The 18675-nt window shown below is 64.9% G+C and carries 17 protein-coding genes; 4 read left to right on the top strand and 13 right to left on the bottom strand.

The genetic code is table 11. The annotated features are described in order from the left end of the window. Positions 1–2: 2 nt before the first annotated feature. The 3 genes from IPP90_19025 to IPP90_19015 form a co-directional block, all read right to left on the bottom strand. Entirely contained in the window at positions 3–1097 is a 1095-nt protein-coding gene (locus tag IPP90_19025) for a VOC family protein (protein ID MBL0172757.1), read from the bottom strand. Positions 1098–1161: 64 nt separating this feature from the next. Then, positions 1162–2013, bottom strand: a complete 852-nt coding sequence (locus tag IPP90_19020) for a metallophosphoesterase (protein ID MBL0172756.1) — start codon at positions 2011–2013, stop codon at positions 1162–1164. Next, entirely contained in the window at positions 2010–3023 is a 1014-nt protein-coding gene (locus tag IPP90_19015) for an NAD-dependent isocitrate dehydrogenase (GenBank protein ID MBL0172755.1), read from the bottom strand. The genes IPP90_19020 and IPP90_19015 overlap by 4 nt, the downstream gene beginning before the upstream one ends. Positions 3024–3252: 229 nt before the next feature. On the opposite strand from IPP90_19015, the gene IPP90_19010 reads away from it, so the two are divergent. Further along, positions 3253–5250, top strand: a complete 1998-nt coding sequence (locus IPP90_19010; GenBank protein MBL0172754.1) for a carbon starvation protein A — start codon at positions 3253–3255, stop codon at positions 5248–5250. Positions 5251–5279: 29 nt separating this feature from the next. On the opposite strand, the gene IPP90_19005 is transcribed toward IPP90_19010, so the two are convergent. After that, on the bottom strand, positions 5280–6404 hold the full coding sequence (locus tag IPP90_19005; protein MBL0172753.1) for a hypothetical protein: 1125 nt from the start codon (positions 6402–6404) through the stop codon (positions 5280–5282). A 136-nt stretch (positions 6405–6540) separates the two neighbouring features. On the opposite strand from IPP90_19005, the gene IPP90_19000 reads away from it, so the two are divergent. Then, positions 6541–6795, top strand: coding sequence for a YbdD/YjiX family protein (locus IPP90_19000; GenBank protein MBL0172752.1), 255 nt, complete (start codon positions 6541–6543; stop codon positions 6793–6795). A gap of 175 nt (positions 6796–6970) precedes the next feature. Then, complete coding sequence (locus IPP90_18995; GenBank protein MBL0172751.1) at positions 6971–9316, top strand: S9 family peptidase; 2346 nt, start codon at positions 6971–6973, stop codon at positions 9314–9316. Here the strand turns inward: IPP90_18995 and IPP90_18990 are convergent. Next, entirely contained in the window at positions 9269–10507 is a 1239-nt protein-coding gene (locus IPP90_18990; protein MBL0172750.1) for an MFS transporter, read from the bottom strand. The genes IPP90_18995 and IPP90_18990 overlap by 48 nt on opposite strands. A gap of 45 nt (positions 10508–10552) precedes the next feature. Between IPP90_18990 and IPP90_18985 the strand changes: the two genes are divergently transcribed. Next, a complete protein-coding gene (locus tag IPP90_18985) occupies positions 10553–11791 on the top strand; it encodes a M20/M25/M40 family metallo-hydrolase (GenBank protein MBL0172749.1) in 1239 nt (412 codons plus the stop codon). Between the two features lie 28 nt (positions 11792–11819). Here the strand turns inward: IPP90_18985 and IPP90_18980 are convergent, their stop codons facing one another. The 8 genes from IPP90_18980 to atpE all read right to left on the bottom strand — a co-directional run bounded on the left by IPP90_18980 (position 11820) and on the right by atpE (position 18561). Then, entirely contained in the window at positions 11820–13214 is a 1395-nt protein-coding gene (locus IPP90_18980) for a galactokinase (GenBank protein MBL0172748.1), read from the bottom strand. After that, the gene (locus IPP90_18975; GenBank protein ID MBL0172747.1) at positions 13211–13999 is read right to left on the bottom strand and encodes an NTP transferase domain-containing protein; all 789 of its coding nucleotides are present in this window, start codon (positions 13997–13999) and stop codon (positions 13211–13213) included. Before IPP90_18975 ends, IPP90_18980 begins: the two co-directional genes overlap by 4 nt. 41 nt (positions 14000–14040) lie before the next feature. Further along, positions 14041–15432 (bottom strand): Gfo/Idh/MocA family oxidoreductase, encoded by a 1392-nt coding sequence (locus tag IPP90_18970; protein ID MBL0172746.1) that lies wholly within the window; start codon positions 15430–15432, stop codon positions 14041–14043. A 5-nt stretch (positions 15433–15437) separates the two neighbouring features. Further along, positions 15438–16433, bottom strand: coding sequence for an NTP transferase domain-containing protein (locus tag IPP90_18965; protein MBL0172745.1), 996 nt, complete (start codon positions 16431–16433; stop codon positions 15438–15440). 230 nt (positions 16434–16663) lie between these two features. Then, positions 16664–17041, bottom strand: coding sequence for a cupin domain-containing protein (locus IPP90_18960; GenBank protein MBL0172744.1), 378 nt, complete (start codon positions 17039–17041; stop codon positions 16664–16666). Between the two features lie 3 nt (positions 17042–17044). Next, positions 17045–17599: a F0F1 ATP synthase subunit delta gene (locus tag IPP90_18955; protein MBL0172743.1), complete on the bottom strand. Its 555-nt coding sequence runs from the start codon at positions 17597–17599 to the stop codon at positions 17045–17047. After that, positions 17599–18153 (bottom strand): F0F1 ATP synthase subunit B, encoded by a 555-nt coding sequence (atpF, locus tag IPP90_18950; protein MBL0172742.1) that lies wholly within the window; start codon positions 18151–18153, stop codon positions 17599–17601. Before atpF ends, IPP90_18955 begins: the two co-directional genes overlap by 1 nt. A 129-nt stretch (positions 18154–18282) precedes the next feature. Continuing rightward, a complete protein-coding gene (atpE, locus tag IPP90_18945) occupies positions 18283–18561 on the bottom strand; it encodes an ATP synthase F0 subunit C (protein MBL0172741.1) in 279 nt (92 codons plus the stop codon). Positions 18562–18675: the final 114 nt, after the last annotated feature.

Genomic DNA, 18675 nt, shown 5'->3' with positions numbered 1-18675 from the left:
CATCATACCGTGGATGCGGGGTGAGCGACACTGCGCGAGTGAGCGAGCGGCTCCAGATGCGCTGCAATCTGTTCCCGATGCGCCTCCAGCCACCACGGCAACTGCAACGCCGTACCGGCGGTTTCGGCCGACTCATCCACCAGAAAACCCGGCCCCATGGTGGCAATCTCCACGATGTGTCCATCGGGATCGCGGGTGTAGATGCTCTTGAAGTACACGCGGTCCATCACCTCGGACACGGGCAGGTTGGCGTCGAGCAGCTTGTCGCGATAGGCCAGCTGCGTCATCTCGTCGGCGACGGCCAGCGCGTAGTGGTGTCCCTGCCCTGTGCCCATCTGCGCCCGGCGCTCGCGTGCGGGATTCTTCTCGAGATAGGTGACCAGTGACCCCGGTCGCGCATCGGGAGAGCCCCACGACCAGTGTCGCGTTCCCGGGTCGTCGAAGTTCTCGGTCTTCTTCACCAACGTCAGTCCCAACACGCCGCGCAGGAACTCGTCGGTGCGTTCGACATTGGCCGCAATCGCCGTGAGGTGATGCATGCCGCGCGTGAGTTGCATGGCGTCGTCGATTGCCGTGACGGGTTCGGGCCACGTGAGGGACGCAATGGCCGCTTCATCGCGGTTGCCGCGCATGAGGTCCGCTGGTGGTGTGCGCTGCACCACCTCGCCGACTTCGTCGAACAGCATCCCGGGCCCATCGGTGGCGATCTCGAGAATCACCCCATCGGGGTCGCGGAAGTAGATGGACGTGAAGTAGCGTCTGTCGTAGGGTCCCTTCACCGCCACGCCCAGGTCGCGCAGACGACGCTTCCACCGAAGGAGCGCATCGCGATCGGCCACGCGAAGCGCCACGTGATGGGTTCCTCCGATGCCCGGGTGACCCTTGGGTGCCCGAGGCCATTCGAAGAAGGTGACCACCGTGCCAGCGTTTCCGGTCTCGTCGGCGAAGTACAGGTGATAGCTGCCGGGATCATCGAAATTCACCGTCGTCTTGATCAGACGAAGTCCGAGGACCTGGGTGTAGAAGTCGGCGGTGCGCTGGGCGTTGGCGGCGACCAGGGTGACGTGGTGCAGGCCAAGCAGCGTCGGTGCGGTCACGGGGTATGTCTCCTGCCCGTCTGGCGGGCTCTCAGTATCTCAGTACTAAGATACCAAAGAAGTCTCAGCCGTCAATAGTGGCCTCGTCAGTCCCCAGGCTGGCCGTCATTGGACCAGGGACGAAGGCGCCGTGTTGAAAGACCCATGCCGTTACGGTCACAACGGCCCCCTGTGCCTCAATCACGGTGAGCGACGACGGGCGATGGCGACGCATGCGATTGGACAGGGTGTTGGCGGTGCTGGCAATGAAACGACCGGTGGCGCGCTCTACGACCTCCACCCGTTCCTCGTGATCGTGGCCACTGCAGACCACGTGCGGGCGCATGACCGCGATGGCATCGAGCATCTCCAGGGGTCGAGCCAGTCCCCACCGTCGCGAGAGCCGCCCGCGCACAACGTTATGGTGCACCACCAGCAGACGAAGGTCACCCGCAGGGCTGGCAGCGAGGCACGCGCGCGCGCGTTCCAACTGTGCGGTGGTCAGTCCGCCTTTCACCCGCCAGTCGCGCGGATACCAGGTGAGCGTGGCGGGCATGGTGCCCTGCGCCGAGTTGAGGCCCACGATCGAGAGTCCGGGAAGCCGCAGGGTTGGTTCGAGGTCGTCGCTGATGTACTGGCGATAGCGCTCATGCATCCTGGCCACATCGCCGAATCCGAAGGGCGCATGCCACCAGGCCGTGTCGTGGTTGCCCGGCACGACGAGGGTCGGCGCGATGGCGCGGAAGCGATTCACGATATCCCGGGCCCGCTCGAACTCGTGCACCCGAGCGCGCTGCGCCATGTCGCCCGAGACCACGATGGCGTTGAACGCCTGCGACGCCGCCAACGATTCCGCCGCCGCGACGTGTTCGGCCACGAACGGGTGTCCGCAGTGGATGTCCGAGATATGCAGCACGCGCATCGGCGCGAAACTCATGCGAGGCGCGCGATCACGGCGTTGGTGAATTCGTGGGTGCTGGCCGACCCGCCAAGGTCGCGCGTGAGCGTCTTTCCCTCGCGCAGGGTGCCTTCGAAGGCCGCGCGGATGCGTGCGGCGCGCTCACTGTCGCCCAGATGATCGAGCATCATGCACGCCGCCAGCACCAGCGCGCCGGGGTTGGCGATGTTCTGGCCGGCAATCTCCGGGGCGGTCCCGTGGACGGCTTCAAAGATCGCGGCACTGGTGCCGATATTCGCGCCTGGTGCGAGCCCCAGTCCGCCCACGAGCCCGGAGATTTCGTCCGAGAGAATATCCCCGAACAAATTGGTCGTCACGATGACATCGAACACCTCGGGACGCATCACGAGGTGCATGGCCATGGCGTCGATGATGCGGTCTTCAAACTGAATGCGGCCTTCGTATTCGCGGGCGATCATGCGGCCGACGTCGAGAAACAGCCCTTGTGAATACTTCAGGATGTTGGCCTTGTGGACGAGCGTGACCTTCTTGCGGTGATGGCGCAGGGCATACTCGAAGGCATAGCGCACAATGCGCTCCGATCCGGCGCGCGTGATAATCGCCACCGACTCGGCGGCCGCCTTGGGATCGTCACCGATGCGGACGTAGTGTTCGACACCGATATACAGTCCCTCGGTGTTCTCGCGAATGAGAACCAGGTCGATGTCGTTGAAGCGTCCCGGGATGATGGTATGCGCCGGTCGCACATTGGCATACAGGTCGAATGTCGTGCGCAACGCGACATTGATGGAGCGGAACCCATCGCCGACCGGCGTTTCCAGCGGCCCCTTGAGGGCTACGCGGGTGCGCCTGATGGAATCGAGGGTCGCGTCGGGAATGGGGTCGTTCCAGCGGGCCACGCCCGCCATGCCGGCCACCTGGCGATCCCATGCGATGTCAGCGCCGGCGGCGGCCAGAATGCGCACCGTGGCGTCGGCGATGCTGGGGCCGATGCCGTCGCCGGGAATGAGCGTGACGGGAGTGGACATGGTGGGAAAGATCGTTGGCGGCGCGTGCCGGGTGAAGCGCCGGAACGCCCGGGATCGCCGTCAAGACATTGACATCCCCCGCGCCGGAGCGCATACCCGTTCCGATTCCTTCGCTGCACTTCTGAGCGTCCGCTTGGATCGCGCCCACCTACCTGCCCCCGCCGTGTCCCGATTCCTCCGGCTTCTCCCCTGGCTAGCCACTGCCATCCTTGGCGCTGGTGCCCTTGCAATGGTGGCCCTCTCGAATGGCGAGAAGGTCAATGCCGCGTGGTTGCTCACGGCGGCGGTCTGCACCTACCTCATTGGCTACCGGTTCTACAGCAAGATCATCGCGAGCAAGGTGTTTGTGCTTGATGCCACGCGGGCGACACCGGCCGAGCGATTGGACGACGGTCGCGACTTCGTGCCGACCAACAAGTGGATCGTGTTCGGGCATCATTTCGCCGCCATTGCCGGCCCGGGTCCGCTGGTCGGTCCCACGTTGGCGGCGCAGTTCGGTTTCTTACCCGGGGCACTGTGGATTCTGGTGGGCGTCGTCCTGGGTGGCGCCGTACAGGACTTCGTGATTCTGGCGGCGTCCATTCGCCGAAACGGCAAGTCACTGGGACAGATGGCCAAGGAGGAGATCGGGCCGATCGCCGGCGGCACCGCCCTGGTGGCGGTGCTGGGCATCATGATCATCCTGATATCGGTGCTGGCGCTGATCGTGGTGAACGCTTTGCGCGACAGTCCGTGGGGCACGGTGACGATCGGCCTGACCATCCCGATTGCGCTGTTGATGGGTGTCTATCTGCGATGGCTGCGCCCGGGCAAGGTGATCGAGGCCACGGCCATTGGGTTGTTTCTGCTGTTGATGGCGTTGTTCGCCGGCCAGTGGGTGGCGGGATCGGCGGAGTGGGCGCCGGTGTTCACCCTCAGCGGCACGACGCTCTCGCTGTTGATCATGGCGTACGGCTTTGCGGCCTCGGTGTTGCCGGTGTGGCTGCTGCTGGCCCCGCGCGACTACCTCTCCGCGTTCGTGAAAATCGGCGTGGTGCTGGCGCTGGGCGTCGGCATTTTGATTGCGTTACCGCCGCTGGAAATGCCGGCGGTCACGCAGTTCATCGACGGCACGGGACCCGTCTTCGCCGGCAAGTTGTTTCCCTTCGTGTTCGTGACCATCGCCTGTGGGGCGATCTCCGGATTCCATTCGTTGATTTCTTCCGGCACGACGCCAAAGTTGCTGCGTCGCGAAACCGATGCGCGGTTCATCGGCTACGGGTCGATGCTCACCGAATCGCTGGTGGCGATCATGGCGCTTATTGCGGCCTGCGCACTGACGCCCGGGATGTACTTCGCCATCAACGCGCCGGTTGCGGCGCTGGGCACAACCGCTGCCAGTGCGGCGGCCGCCATCGCGAATTGGGGTTTTGTCATCACGCCCGAGGCACTGGACGCCATGGCGAAGTCGGTGGGTGAATCGTCGTTGCTGTCGCGCACGGGTGGCGCCCCGAGTCTCGCGGTGGGCATGGCGCACCTGTTCTCGAAGGTGCTCGGTGGCGAAGGCGCGCTGGCGTTGTGGTATCACTTCGCCATCATGTTCGAAGCGTTGTTCATTCTGACCACGCTGGATGCCGGCACGCGCGTCGGGCGCTTCATGCTGCAGGATCTGCTGGGCACGGTGATCAAGCCCATGGGTCGCACGTCGTGGTACCCGGGCGTGATCATCGCCAGCGGGCTGTTCGTGTCGATGTGGGGCTACTTCCTGTATCAGGGCGTCACCGATCCGCTGGGCGGCATCAACTCCCTGTGGCCGTTGTTCGGCATTTCGAATCAGTTGCTGGCCACCGTGGCGCTGTGCGTGGGCACGACGGTCTTCATCAAGATGGGCAAGGCGAAGTATGCGTGGATCACGCTGTTGCCGATGTCGTGGCTGGTGATCGTGACGATGACCGCGGGACTGGAAAAGATCTTTGCGGCGGATCCCAAGCTGGGATTCCTGTCACATGCGCGGACGCTGGAGACGGCCATTGCCAGTGGGGTGTTGCCCAAGGCCGTGAAATCAGTGGAGGCCGCCCAGCGCATGATCTTTAACGACCGTCTCGACGCAGCGGTCGCCGCATTCTTCCTGATTTCGGTGATTGTGATTCTCGCCGACTCGATGCGGGTGTGGCTGTCGGTGGTGAGCGGCCGTAAGCCGGCGGTGACCGCCGAAGCGCCGTATGTGAAGACGGCGCTGGTGGGGTAAGCGTTTCGGTGATCTGGTTCGGGGCGCGCCTACGCCCCGGACCAGTCACACGCGTCAACGCGCGCCTGCACGCGCGCCGGCACCACTAAACGCAGCAGCGTCTGCAGCATCGGCTCGTCTGACGGAGGCGGCCGTCTGGTGTCGCCCGCAAAAGTCTCCGGGGACTGGTCCAGCTTCGCGAGTGTCCTGTGGAAGAACGGGCGCAACTCCGACAGCCGCGGAATATCTCCTGCGGCATCGATCATGGCGTTCACCGCCTCGTGTCGGGCCGCAGATGGACCGAAGAGCACTTCGCGCGTATTCACGCACGCCCCCGCGACCATGACCTCTATGGCCACGAACCGGGTTGCCGGGGACAACGTGCGATCGCCGGCCATGTCGAGCAGATTGGTGCTGGCGGCCGTCCTCGGACTCATCGTCCACAGGCCGCGCGGAACCGGCGTCCAGGCGCGCGTCATTGACAAGAGACGTTGGGCGGACGAGTGCAACGCCGGCTGGTCCGCCTGCAGCGCCGCGCGGGCCAGCAGCTTGGCGCCGTCCGACAGCATCACGCGACCGACAAGCGCATCGATCGGACTCGGTTGATTGATCAGGTGCCGAGCACCAGCGAGTGTTTCCCGTGCACGGAGCAACGCCGTGTCCGTGTCCCCTGCTGACAGGGCGCTGTCGGCCGCCGCCTCGCTCTCCTTCCAGAGTCTTTTCAGCGGCTGCAATCGCAGCATCGGAACAGCTCTCGAGTCTTCGATGCCCGGGAATCCCGGGCGGATGCCCCAGAACGCCGTCAGTGGAGCGCTACGCGTCCAGCGACGATAGGCGGCGGTCGTCGCCGCATGAGCGGTATCAGCGGCTGCGTGAGGGATCCAGGTGGCGGAGTCGGCCGGCGCCGTGAGAAGCGCGACGATCTGGGCCAGGGTGATGCTGTCGATGGGCGACAACGGGCCCAGCGGTGCCACCAACGAGTCCGTGAGCGCAACCAGCGATGCGGTGCCGCGTGCGGCGTCCAGCGACACCACCGAAGCGGAGTCCAGGCGTGCATGTTTTCGCTGGATTTTGCCAGCGGAATAGACGGTAGCCGCCGTCGCGCTGGCCACGAGGCCCGCCGCCGTGAGCGCGGTCAACCACAGCAGCTTGGCACCGGCGGACCGGGTGGTCACAGGCATAGACTCTCGCAAATTCATGGGCGGGGCGCGTACTTTCCTTTCGCTCCGCTCACGCGGGGCTCCGCCTCACAACGAGTGAGCGTGCCGGTGGTCACCCCGGCATCACGCTCCAGTCCTTTCCCGTCACGCCATGTCGCTCTCGCGTCGATCCAGCCCCGAAGCGGTCCAATTCTCGCCAGGAGGTGCTGCGCCTGCCTCCGGTTGGCTGGCGCGACTGCGACGCGTTTCGGCCGTCGTGCGCCGCATTATCGGGGTACCGGATTACGACGCGTACCTGGCGCACATGCACCGGCAGTTTCCCGATTGCACCCCGCTTGATCCGCGCACGTTCGAACGCGAACGACTGGCGGACAAGTATACGCAGCCGGGATCGCGCTGCTGCTGAGGGACGGCGGCGACTCGTAAAGACAGTTGGCGTGTTTAAGACGGGAGACGGGAGAGGGAAGACGGGAGACTTCCGGCATGCCGATTCAACGTGTGTCGGTTGGACGTCTCCCGTCTCCCGTCTCCAGTCTCCCGTCTTTCATTTCTCAGATCGTCCACTCCCACTCCGCACTACCATGAATCCGCTGCTTCGTTGGGTCGCTGGTGCCGCGTTGATTGCACCGCTGACGCTGGCCGCGCAATTGGCGCCGAATGGCTTCGATCTCAACATCGCGAACATCATGCGCGGGCCCGAGCACTTCGGGCGCGAGCCGCAGAATGTGAGTTGGAGCGCGGATGGTCAGTGGGTCTACTTTCAATGGAACCCACCGGGCACCGTATGGGATGAGGTGATGCGTCCGTATCGCGTGCGAGCGGTCGCCGGTGGCGTTCCGGAACGGCTGACCGACGCGCAGATGGACAGTGTGGCGCCGTTCATTGCCGACGGACCGCGGACGCGCGATGGGTTGAAGAAGGCCGTGTCGGCGCGCGGCGATCTGTACCTGATCGACACGAAGAAGACGACCTTGCGTCGCCTCACGGAAACCGTGTCGGCGGAAAGCGATCCGCGATTCTCCGCTGATGAGCGGGCATTGCTGTTCACGCGTGACGGCAATGCGTTTGCGTTGGAGTTGGCGACGGGGCTGGTGCGGCAACTGACCGACGTGCGTCCGGGTCCGGCGCCGCGCGATTCGGCCCGTGCGACCGGCATGCGCGGTGCGCTGGAACGTCAGCAGCGTGAATTGCTGGAAGTCATTCGCGACCGGCAGCGCGCTGACTCCCTGCAGCGTGCCGAGCGCGCAGCGGCGGCCGCGCGAGGGCTACAGCCAGCGTATCTCCCCGTTGGCGAGCGGCTGGCGCAACTGAGTGTCTCGCCCAACCTCCGCACGGCAATCGTGTTGACCGCCAGCAATCCGCCGGGACAACCGCGACTGGCACAGGTTCCCAACTACGTCACCAGCAGCGGCTTCACCGAGGAGATTGGCTCACGCACGAAAGTGGGCGATGGCAACGTGCGCTTTCGCGCCTATCGCCTGGAGTTGGCCAGCGGCAAGCTGTCCATGCTGCATGTGATAGGCGGTGACAGCGCGCGCGCGGCGGCGCAGGTGCGATTCATGGGATGGAACGATGAGGGCTCGTCGGGGCTGCTCAGTGCCGGCACGCCGGACTTCAAGTGGCGCTATCTCATTACCGTGGGTGACGCCGGCCCCGTGCAGGTGGTGGACGCGCTGCGCGACACGGCGTGGGTGGGCGGCCCCTGCGGCGGATGCATGGGCTGGCTGCCGGATGGCCGCGTGTGGTTTGCGTCGGAAGCGAGCGGGTTCGCGCAGCTGTATTCGGTGAACCGCGATGGCACCGGACGCACCGCGCTGACCGATGGCGCGTGGGAAGTGACGCAAGCCGAATTGTCTGCCGATCGAAAGTGGTTCTGGCTCCATACCAGTGAGGAATCGCCGTTCGTCACGCACTTCTATCGCTTGCCGGTGGCTGGCGGCAAACGCGAGAAGATTACGCGCGATCACGGCGGACATCGGGTGGTCGTGAGCCCCGACGGCAAACGCCTTGCCGACGTGTTCTCGCAGGCGAATGTGCCACCGGAGTTGTTCGTGGCCGACGCGGCTGACGCGAGCCGAGTGCAACTGACCACGTCCACCTCCGAGGCGTTCCGCAAAGGTTCGTGGATCAAGCCGGCTATTGTGAAGATCCGCGCCAGTGACGGCGTGGACGTACCGTCGCGCATCTACCGGCCCCAGGACGTCGGTGCGCAGCCAAACGGTGCGGCCGTTATTTTCGTGCATGGCGCCGGTTACATGCACAACGTGCATGACTACTGGAGCAGCTATTCGCGCGAGTACATGTTCAACCATTACCTCGCATCCAAAGGCTATGTGGTGCTGGACATGGATTACCGCGCCTCGGCGGGCTACGGGCGCGACTGGCGCACCGCCATCTATCGGTGGATGGGTGGGCGCGACCTGGCTGACGAAGTGGATGGATCGCGTTGGCTGCAGAAGGAATACGGCATCAATCCCGAGCGTATCGGACTGTACGGCGGCAGCTACGGCGGATTCATGACGTTGATGGCGCTATTCAACGCGCCGAAGGACTTTGGCGCCGGTGCGGCGTTGCGCAGTGTGACCGACTGGTCGCACTACAACCACGGCTACACCGGCGGCATCCTCAACCTGCCGCAGGACGACACGCTCGCGTATCGCCGATCGTCGCCTATCTACTTTGCCGAGGGACTTGAAGATCCGTTGCTGATGGCGCACGGTATGGTCGATACCAACGTGCACTTCCAGGATATCGTGCGGCTCACCCAGCGCTTCATCGAATTGGGCAAGACGGGGTGGGATCTCGCCGTCTATCCAGTGGAAGACCACGGATTTGTGCGACCGACGTCGTGGACTGACGAATACACCCGAATCTTCGACCTATTCGAGCGGACGATCGGCCCCAACGGCACGAAAGCCAAGAAGTAGCAACAGCGTCATGGACGCCGTCACCGCGAGCGCTGCCCCCATCAGGAAGGCAGCGCTCGCGCCGTATGTGTCCCACACGGCGCCGAATACCATCGACGCCGGGAGCGCGGCAACGCCAATGATTGCGTGATACCACCCGAATGCGCGTCCGCGCCGTGCCGCGGGGACGAGGTCCGCAATGAGAGCCTTCTCAGTGCCCTCGCTCAGTCCAAAGACGATGCCATACAGGGCGAACAGCGCCCAGACATGCCAGGTGGCGCTCGCGGCCGCGAATCCCACGTATACGAGCGCGTAGACGATCCACCCCCCGATGATGAGCGGCGCTCGTCCCACCTTGTCGGACAGCGCGCCACCGGGGGTGCTGGATGCACTCTTCACTACGTGCAGCAGGACCCAGAGCAGCGGGATCAGGGCCAGCGACACGCCGAGTTGATTGGCGCGAAGGATCAGGAACGCATCGGTGGAATTCCCCAGCGTGAACAGGGCAATGGGGACCATCACGCGCACAAACGACGCCGGCATGGGCGCTTGTCTCGCGTCGGCGGCGGCCACTTTCGTTGCCGTCGGGGCTGAAGTCATTTGCGCCGGAACCGCTTCGCGTTCCTCTCGCACCGCAAAGATCGCCACCAGTACGGCCAGGGCGCCGGGAATCGCGGCAACAAAGAACACGTGCCGGAGCGGCATGGCCAGCCAGGCCAGGCAAGCCATCGCAATGAGCGGCCCCACCACGGCGCCCGCGTGATCAGCGGCGCGGTGAAAGCCGAACGCGCGCCCCCGCGACTCGACCGGCGTGGAGGCTGCCAGCAACGCGTCACGCGGTGCACCGCGCACTCCCTTGCCCACGCGATCGGTGAATCGGATGGCCAGCACCTGCGTGGAGGACTGCGCGAAGCCGATGAGCGGCCGCACCAGCGAGGCGACGGTATAGCCGAAGACGATGAGTGGCTTGCGCCGTTGTGAGCGATCGGACCACCAGCCGCTGGCCAGCTTGAGCAGCGACGCAATGGCTTCGGCACCGCCCTCGATGAGACCGACCGTGCGCACGGATGCACCCAGCGTTCCGATGAGGAACATCGGCAGCAGCGGCGCGATGATCTCGCTGGATGCATCGGTGAGGAAACTCACGGCCGCGAGCGCCAGGACATTGCGACTTGGTTTCCAGCGCGTCGCCTTGTCGATATGGTCATTCATTGCTTGAACCTTGCGACCCCGGGCCAAGTTCGTCAATTACTGGTCGTGACCTTTCTTCGCTCTTCAGAGTACCCTCCTCGGCGCCACGCCTTCGATTCGCTCAGTGCGAGCGCGCGTCGCCTGGCCGACCGGCAGAGCGAGACAATAGCGCGTCAGATCGCGATTGCCGAAATTGCCGCACCCACCGGCGCCGAGGCGCGTCGCGCCGACGTTGTCACGCAATGGCTCTCGGCGATGGGTTTGGCGGTTCGTCGCGACGCCGTTGGGAACGTCATCGCGTCCATTCCGGGCGGGGCGCGTGCGGATTCGTCAGCGTCACCGGTGGTGGTGATGGCGCATCTGGACACCGTGTTTGACGCAGACGTGCCGCTAGCGGTGCGTCATGAGGGCCCGCGGATTGTCATGCCCGGTATCGGTGACAACGGGCGGGGCCTGGCGGCGCTGGTATTGTTGGCGGATGTACTACGCGCCGACGACGTTGGTGCGACGCTGACACATCCCATCGAACTGGTGGCCACCGTTGGCGAGGAAGGGGTCGGCAATCTGCGCGGCGCGCGTGCCTACTTCGATGAAATCGAGCGCGCCGGTACCCTGAGACCGGTGGCAGCCATTGCGTTGGACGGTCCGGGAGATTCACTGATCGTGCATCACGGTATCGCCTCGCGGCGATTGCATGTGTCCTTTGTCGGCGCCGGTGGGCATCCGTGGGCCGACCCGCACGCGGCGAATGCCATTCACGCGGCGGGCTGCGCCGTCGCCGCTGTTGCGCAGCTGGCCAAGGCGCAGCCACCCGGCGTCACCGTGTCGGTCACGCGCATCGGCGGTGGCGAGTCGCTGACGTCGGTTCCGGCCGGCGCGTGGTTTGATGTCGATGTGCGGGCGCTGGATGGCGCGGCCGTCGGGCGCCTGCACGAGTTGGTGCGCCGATTGTCGGAACGGGCTGCGCAGGATACGACGCGTCAGCACACAGGGACATTGCTCACCGTTACCGTGGCCACGCTCGGCGATCGTCCCGGTGGACGACTCGATGCCGCCCACCCGCTGGTGCGTCTCGCTGCGGACGCTACCCGCTGGCAGCAGCGTGAACCGCGGTCGGCATCTGCATCGACCGACGCCAACATTCCGCTATCGCGCGGCATCCCGGCTATCACAATCGGCGGCGGCGGTATCGGTGGCGGCGCCCACACCGATCACGAGTGGTACGAGGATGTGGAGGGCGCGCGCGGGCTGTTGCGTGCCTTGGGTATCGTTGCGACGGTCGCGCAGGGAGCACTGGTCATGTAGCCAGTCGCGCCCACATTCCGAGGAATTCTTACACCACCTCGAACGCCGGCGCGCTGGGCCGAGTGGCGAACACCTGCACCCGGCTGGCAATCTGCGGGAAGTGCTTCACATACCGATCGCGCCATCGCGACGCGAAACGTTCGGCCTCGAGTTCCGGGATCATCGCCCAGACACTCCCTCCGAAACCCGCACCAAACGCACTGGCCGCCACCGCACCCAACTCGCGGGCGATGCTCACCATCTGCACCGTCTCCGGAATCTGGTTTTCCAATGCCATCTCAGCGCCGCGTTGTGACGCGGCCACCACACGACCGAATCCCTCGAGATCGTGGCGTGTGAGTGCCTCGGCGGCGTCGGGTACGTGGTGCCACGTTTCGGCGTGGAACTGACGGACACGCGCATTCAGCTGGTCGGCCGTAAACTCCTCGTTCGCGGCGTCGTGCGCCACGCGCAGCAGGGGCGCGGGCAACTCGCCGCTCGGATCGCCGGCCGCCTCGATGAACACATCGTGCAGCGTGCGCGCTGCGCCGCCCTGCGCGTTCCATGCATGCACCAGGTGATGCGCTGTGCGGGCGACCCTGTTGTATCGGTCGCGCGCCGCGCCGGTCTTTGAGGCCACGACACCGCTCACGCCAATCACGAATACGTAGTCGGCTGGCCAACTGACCTCGCGCTCGTGTCGCACCGGCGCCCAACCAAATACGTCAAGCTTGCCGGGAGCACAGCACAGAATGGCCGTCTGGTCTTGCGCCCCACCCAATGTGCCCACACCGCGCTCGCCGGCCAGCACGCCGAAGTCCAGCCCGTTCTCCATGGCCCCGCAGTATCCCGCCAGCCGCGTGCGCGGCACCAGCGCCTCGTGCCACAGCGCGTCCGAGGCGAGGTCGCTCAGTGCCGACAATGCGAGCGTCAGCCCCACGACGAGCGCACTGGAACTCGATACGCCGGCGGCGGGTGGCAGGTTGCTGGCCAGGGCGATGTCGGCACCGACCACCCGGTCGCCGAAGTTGTGCTGCAGTCGACGCACCACGGTGCGTGGATATACGGCCCAGGGCAACGGCGCCTGCGACGACGGGAACGGGGACGGATCGAGCGATACGACCATCGCCTCACGACGTCGTGCATCGCGCAACACCACCTTGCGATCGGTCCGTGGCGCCGCCATCACCACGATGCCGCGTTCCACCGTGCAGAGCAGCGACCGTCCGCCGGCATAGTCGACGTGTTTTCCCAGCACTTCGATGCGTCCCGGGACAATCCACGTGCGTCGTCCTTCGCTGGTGACTCCGGCATCATCGAGGGCGCGTGCGGCGTCGCGCTCCAGCTTGCGATAGCGATCCGCCACCACGGGTGTGAATCCCGCGCCATCAAGCGACGCCGTCACCACGGACTCCGTGAGCGGCGGAAACACGACCTCACTCACGGCCGCGGCGCCAGTGCACCAAGCGTGGCGACGACGGCCGGGATATCGGCGCGGTGCGAGAGATCCAGAACCGGCAGGGCGAGCCGTTGGGCATGCACCGCCACGCCTTCGCGAATCGCCAGCGCGACGGCCTCAGGCAATTCGAATTCCCCGCGGGCTGATTTCGCCACGCGGCGACAGGCGTCGACCAGCGCCGGTGTTACTGCCCAGCAGTTCATGCCGACCCATCGCGCGGCCGGCGAATCGAGATCGAGTTGCTCACCCGGCTTCTCGACGATTCCGAGCAATCGTCCTTCGGGCGACACGTCGAGCACGGCAAACGAGCGCACGCGTTCCCGGTCGATGTTGCCCTCACGCACCAACGCATCACGATCAAAGGCGATGGTGGCGGCCGAGTCTCCATCGACCAAGTGTTTGAGTGCTTCGCGCGGATAGAAGTTGTCGGCGTTGAGCACCAGAAACGCCTCGTCGCCAATCGTCGCTGCCGCCGCCACCACGGCGTTGGCCGTGCCCAGTGGTTCCGCCTGCAGGGCAAAGCGCACCCGCACACGCACAGGCGGCGAAACGCGCGTGTAGTAGTCCCGGACCGCATCGTGCTCCGGGCCAAGCACCAGCACGACCTCACGCACACCAACGTCCGCCAGTGCCGACAGCACGTAGTCCAGGAACGGACGCGCGGTGCCTGCACCCGACGCATCGGCGATGGGGATCATGGCCTTGACGCCGCTGGCTGCAGCCGCAGCCTGCGATGCATCGAGGCGGGCAGCCGCATCCTCGCGCCGCATGCGCGTCCCGAGCCCACGGGCCAGGATCGCGGCGGTGCGGATCACTTCGTGGCAGGTCCCTGTGGCGCGACCGATGTCGCCCACGCGCCGCGAGTGAAATCCGGGAACTTGATGGGCGCACTGCCCTTGCGCAGCGACTCTTCGCTGAGCGGGAAAGGCACGCTCCACGCGGTGGCATCGTATACGTCGAAATCGGGCACGAGTCCCTCGCGCAGACACTGCACCAATCGATAGGCCATCACGAAGTCCATGCCCCCGTGCCCGCCATTCTTGCGCGCCAGCTCACCCACCGCCGTCCACAGCGGATGTTCGTACTGCTTGGCCACATCGGCCAGCGGTGTGAATCGCTCGCCACCCTTGGCGCCATCGATGTACAAACGCGGCGGATAGTCGTTGAAGATGGCCTTGGTACCTTGCAGGTTGTTGAGGCGCGAGTACGGACGCGCGTTGACCACATCGTGCTGCAGGAGAATCGTGCGTCCCTTCGCCGTCTTGATGAGCGAGGAGTTCATGTCGCCGGCGACGTACTTCTCCTTCCATTTTGGGCTGTCCTTCGGCACGTGCTGCTCGCGCCATTCGCTGAGTCCCGCTTCGCCCGAGGCCATGGACACCATGTACTCGAAGCGGTCGCCGCGATGGATCCCCATGTACTGCGCCACCGGGCCGAGTCCGTGCGTGGGATAGAAATTCGCGTTGCGTTTGGTGTGCGGCAGACGCCGCCAGAGGCCCTCGTCGCGATCCTCGAAGAGAATTTCGCGCAAGTCGTGCAGGTACGCGGCCTCGCCATGGAGCAAGGTGCCAAAGACGCCGTCGCGCACCATGCGCAACACGCTCAATTCACTGTTGCCGTAGCAGCAGTTTTCCATCATCAGGCAATGCTTGCGTGTCTTCTCCGATGTTTCCACCAGCTCCCAGCAATCTTCCACGCTGGACGCGATGGGCACCTCGCTGGCGGCATGCTTGCCCGCCCGCATGGCGGCCAACGCCACCGGGGTATGCCACGGCCACGGCGTCGCCGTGTACACGAAGTCGATATCGTTGCGCTGCACGAGCCGCTCGAAGTCACGGTCGCCGTTGAAGTACAAGGCGGGCTCCTTCTGCCCCGCCTTCGTCACCATCGCCGCCGCCCGGCGCACCTTGTCTTCCACCACATCGCACAGCGCCGTGATCTGCACGCCTTCAATGGCCAGCAGTTCACCCAACGTCGAGCGCCCGCGAAGACCTGTGCCGACAATGGCGATACGCACCATCTCGTGTTTCTCAAACGGTACGCCCAGCATCAGGCCGGCCGACGGACGACCGGGATGGGCCAGGTCGACGCGCCAATCATCGGTGGATGCCAGCAATCGGGCTGGTGTACCGGTGAGTGCGGTGGCCGCGAGTGCCGCGGCCGTGCCCGTGAGGAGTTCACGACGTGAGATGCGGTCGGTCATGGCGTTCAGGCTCCGGGTGTGGTGCGAATGTCCGAATGATCACCCACATTGAGGGTACCGCGCACGCCTTGCACGTGGACATGATCGCCAAGGAACGTGTCATGCAATTGCGCGTCGATGATGGAGGTGCGGTCACCGATGACCGCATCGCGCACCGTGGCGTTTCGCACCGTGCTGCCGGTGCCGATGGACACGTTGGGTCCCACCGTGGCATGCTCGATGGTGACGCCGTCCTCGATGTACACAGGCTCGATGATGTGGGCACCTTCGCCCAGTTCCTTCGGCCGGCGCGCGCGTCCCTTTTCCAGCATCACCCGATTGGTATCCAGCAGCGTTTCCAACTGCCCGGCGTCGTACCAGCCTTCCACGTCCACCACTTTGATTTTTGCGCCGTGGTCGATCATGTACTGAAAGGCATCGGTGAGATACCACTCGCCCTTGTTGGGCGCAGTGGTGAGCACATGGTCGATGCCTTCAAACAGCAGCTTCCAGTTGCGGATGTAGTACAGGCCGATATTCGCGCGTTTGGAGATGGGCGTGGTGGGTTTTTCCACGATCTTCGTCATGTGCCCGTCGGCATCGGTGACGACCACACCAAAGCGCTGATAGTCTTCGACTTCCTTCGTCCAGATGATGCCGTCGGCGTCGATGGTCTTGGTGATGCTCAGATCGGCATCGAAGATGGTATCCACGAAGATGATCAGGACCGGCTGGTCGACGTACGGCTTGGCAAGCGCCACCGCGCCGGCGGTACCGTCCTGCACCTTCTGCTCGATGAAGACACTGGGAATGTCGTACGTCGCGCGCGCGTACGTTTCGACTTTCTCCTTGAGGTGACCCGTGATGTACACGACCTGCTCGATGTTGCCGAGCTTCTGTACGTCGTCCATGACATAGCTCATGACCGGTCGACCGGCGACCTTGAGCATGGGCTTGGGCACGACGTGGGTATGCGGGCGCAGCCGCGTGCCCTTCCCGGCAAGGGGAATGATGACCTTCATGCGATTCCGGAGTGTGAGGAGTCAGGACCTGATGCGCTGGAATTCATTGGCGGATGCCGCTCAAGATGCAGGCGGACGAGCGCGAGGGGGAGGGGTGAGCGGTGCGGTGACGGAGGTGAGCGAAGAAGGGGTGACGGTAGAGGGGTGAGCGGTGAGGGCAGAAACTGCCCTCGCTGGCTCACCGCCCTTCCCTCACCCCTTCTCGTGCTCACGCCGCCGACTGCTCACTTTCAGGGGGCGCTGGTGCCTTCCCGTCCGTATCGATCCTGAATCCGCACCACATCATCGAGTTCCGGTGTACTCGCCTCAAGGACATCGATATCGGTCACCGCTTCGATGGCATGGATGGTGAGCGGCGTGATGCGAAACGACTGGCCGGCCACGAGGCGCTGGTCGCGCAGCTCGGTGTCTCCGGGCAGTTGCACCCAATATTTCATTTCGCCGCTGAGGAGATACACCGTCTCGTCCTTTCGCTCATGGTACTGGATGGACAGTTTCTCGCCGGCCTTCACGTGCAGGATCTTGCCGACATACCGGTCGGTGTGTGCCCAGATGGTTTCGTGTCCCCAGGGCTTGGCCACGTGGCGCACTTCAACGGGACCGCTCATCGGCTAACCGCGGTTTCCCATCTTGCGGCGGAGCAATGCGAGCTTTCGGCGCACCGATCCATCCATTACCGTGTCACCGATCCGCACCACGATGCCGCCGAGTATGGATGGGTCCACCTGCAGGTGCGGAACGACCGTGCGACCGACCGCTTTGGAGAGCCGATCGGCAATAACCGCGCGCTCGTCGTCGGAGGTGTCCCGCGAGACGGTGACGCGAGCGTGCACGATGCCGTTCGTCGCGTCCAGCAACGTGTCATACTCGTCGGCGATGGCCGGGATGAGTGATTGCCGGCGGTTGTGCACCAGCGCTTCGAGAAACCGGAGGAACAGGGGCGGCACGCGATCGCCGAGGGCGCGCGTGAGCATGCCGCTCTTGTGCTCGGCGGGGATGCGCGGCGATTCCAGAAACCGCTGCAGGGTCGCGTCCTCCGAGATGGCATTGGCCACATGTCGCAGTGCGGCGCCCCACGCCGCCGCTTCGCCGGACTTGCCGGCCAAGGCGAGCAGGGTGTCCGCGTAGTTGCGCGCGACCGTTGATCCGGCAGCGGCGGACGCCATCAGCGCACGCCCTTGGCGCCGTCGAGTGACGACAGGAAGCTTTCGACGATCTGGCGGTTGCCCGTCGAGTCGAGGTTCTTCTCAATCACGCGCGAGGCGCCGGCAATGGCGAGTTCAACGGCCTCTTTCCGCAGTTCGGCGATGGCGGCAACCTTCTCGCCGTCGATGGCCCGGCGCGCCTGCTCGATCATCTCCGACTGCTGCTCCTTGGTCTGCGCCAGCAACTCGGAGCGCATCTTTTCCGACATCGCTCGGCTGTCGGCGATGATGCTCTGCGCTTCCGTGCGTGCCGCCTCGAGCTGCGCGCGCTGTTGCGCGAGCAACTGCTCCGCTTCCGCCCGATCACGCTTCGCGCCTTCGATGGCGTCTTCCAGCGCCTTCTCGCGCGCCTCAACGGCGGCGAAGAGGGGCTTATAGGCGTACTTCGAGAGCACGATCATCAGGACCACGAAGATGATCAGCGTCCAGAACATCAGTCCCGGATTGGGTGCGAGCAGATTGACCGGACCACCCTCGGGCTCGGCCGCGAAGGCCGGGGCCGCCGAAAGGCTCAAGGTCGCGGCGAGGGTGAGGCCTCGTGCGAAAGCTCGATGAAGACGTGTTGAGAAAGCGAACATGAAAGCATCCACGGGAAAAAAAGGAGCGGCGGGGCGTCCGGATGGACACCCCGCGCACAAGTGCACTCAGAACGTGATCTTGCCTTGGATCTGGTAGCCGATCACGACGCCGAACAGCGCGGCGCCTTCAACGAGCGCGGCCAGAATGAGCGCTGCCGTCTGGATCTTGCCAGCCGCTTCCGGCTGACGGGCCATGCCTTCAACCGCGGAACCGCCGATCTGGCCGATGCCGATACCGGCGCCGATCACGGCACCACCGGCGGCGATGCCGGCGCCGATCATGGCCAGACCACGCGGGTCGGAGCCCGTCGCAGCGGCCTGCAGAAGACCCATCACTTCGATCATGAGAAACTCCACACGTAAACGTTGATGACCTGCTCTCCTGCGACAGCGAGTCTTCGCTGCGCCGCCCGTCCACGAGCCGAGGCTCAACGGGCATCACCGGTCGCTCGACCGGCT

It is taken from the genome of Gemmatimonadaceae bacterium, from assembly GCA_016720905.1.
GTDB lineage: Bacteria > Gemmatimonadota > Gemmatimonadetes > Gemmatimonadales > Gemmatimonadaceae > Gemmatimonas.
This window is presented reverse-complemented; position numbering and strand designations above follow the sequence as displayed.

Excerpts from the sequence above, each read along its gene's own strand:
- IPP90_19010 (MBL0172754.1), top strand. The coding sequence starts at position 3,253 with ATGGTGGCCCTCTCGAATGGCGAGAAGGTCAATGCCGCGTGGTTGCTC.
- IPP90_18965 (MBL0172745.1), bottom strand. The coding sequence starts at position 16,433 with ATGAAGGTCATCATTCCCCTTGCCGGGAAGGGCACGCGGCTGCGCCCG.
- IPP90_19020 (MBL0172756.1), bottom strand. The coding sequence starts at position 2,013 with ATGAGTTTCGCGCCGATGCGCGTGCTGCATATCTCGGACATCCACTGC.
- IPP90_19015 (MBL0172755.1), bottom strand. The coding sequence starts at position 3,023 with ATGTCCACTCCCGTCACGCTCATTCCCGGCGACGGCATCGGCCCCAGC.
- IPP90_18955 (MBL0172743.1), bottom strand. The coding sequence starts at position 17,599 with ATGGCGTCCGCCGCTGCCGGATCAACGGTCGCGCGCAACTACGCGGAC.
- IPP90_19000 (MBL0172752.1), top strand. The coding sequence starts at position 6,541 with ATGTCGCTCTCGCGTCGATCCAGCCCCGAAGCGGTCCAATTCTCGCCA.
- atpE (MBL0172741.1), bottom strand. The coding sequence starts at position 18,561 with ATGATCGAAGTGATGGGTCTTCTGCAGGCCGCTGCGACGGGCTCCGAC.
- IPP90_18975 (MBL0172747.1), bottom strand. The coding sequence starts at position 13,999 with ATGCGGCGCGAGGATGCGGCTGCCCGCCTCGATGCATCGCAGGCTGCG.
- IPP90_18990 (MBL0172750.1), bottom strand. The coding sequence starts at position 10,507 with ATGAATGACCATATCGACAAGGCGACGCGCTGGAAACCAAGTCGCAAT.
- IPP90_18995 (MBL0172751.1), top strand. The coding sequence starts at position 6,971 with ATGAATCCGCTGCTTCGTTGGGTCGCTGGTGCCGCGTTGATTGCACCG.
- IPP90_18970 (MBL0172746.1), bottom strand. The coding sequence starts at position 15,432 with ATGACCGACCGCATCTCACGTCGTGAACTCCTCACGGGCACGGCCGCG.
- IPP90_18960 (MBL0172744.1), bottom strand. The coding sequence starts at position 17,041 with ATGAGCGGTCCCGTTGAAGTGCGCCACGTGGCCAAGCCCTGGGGACAC.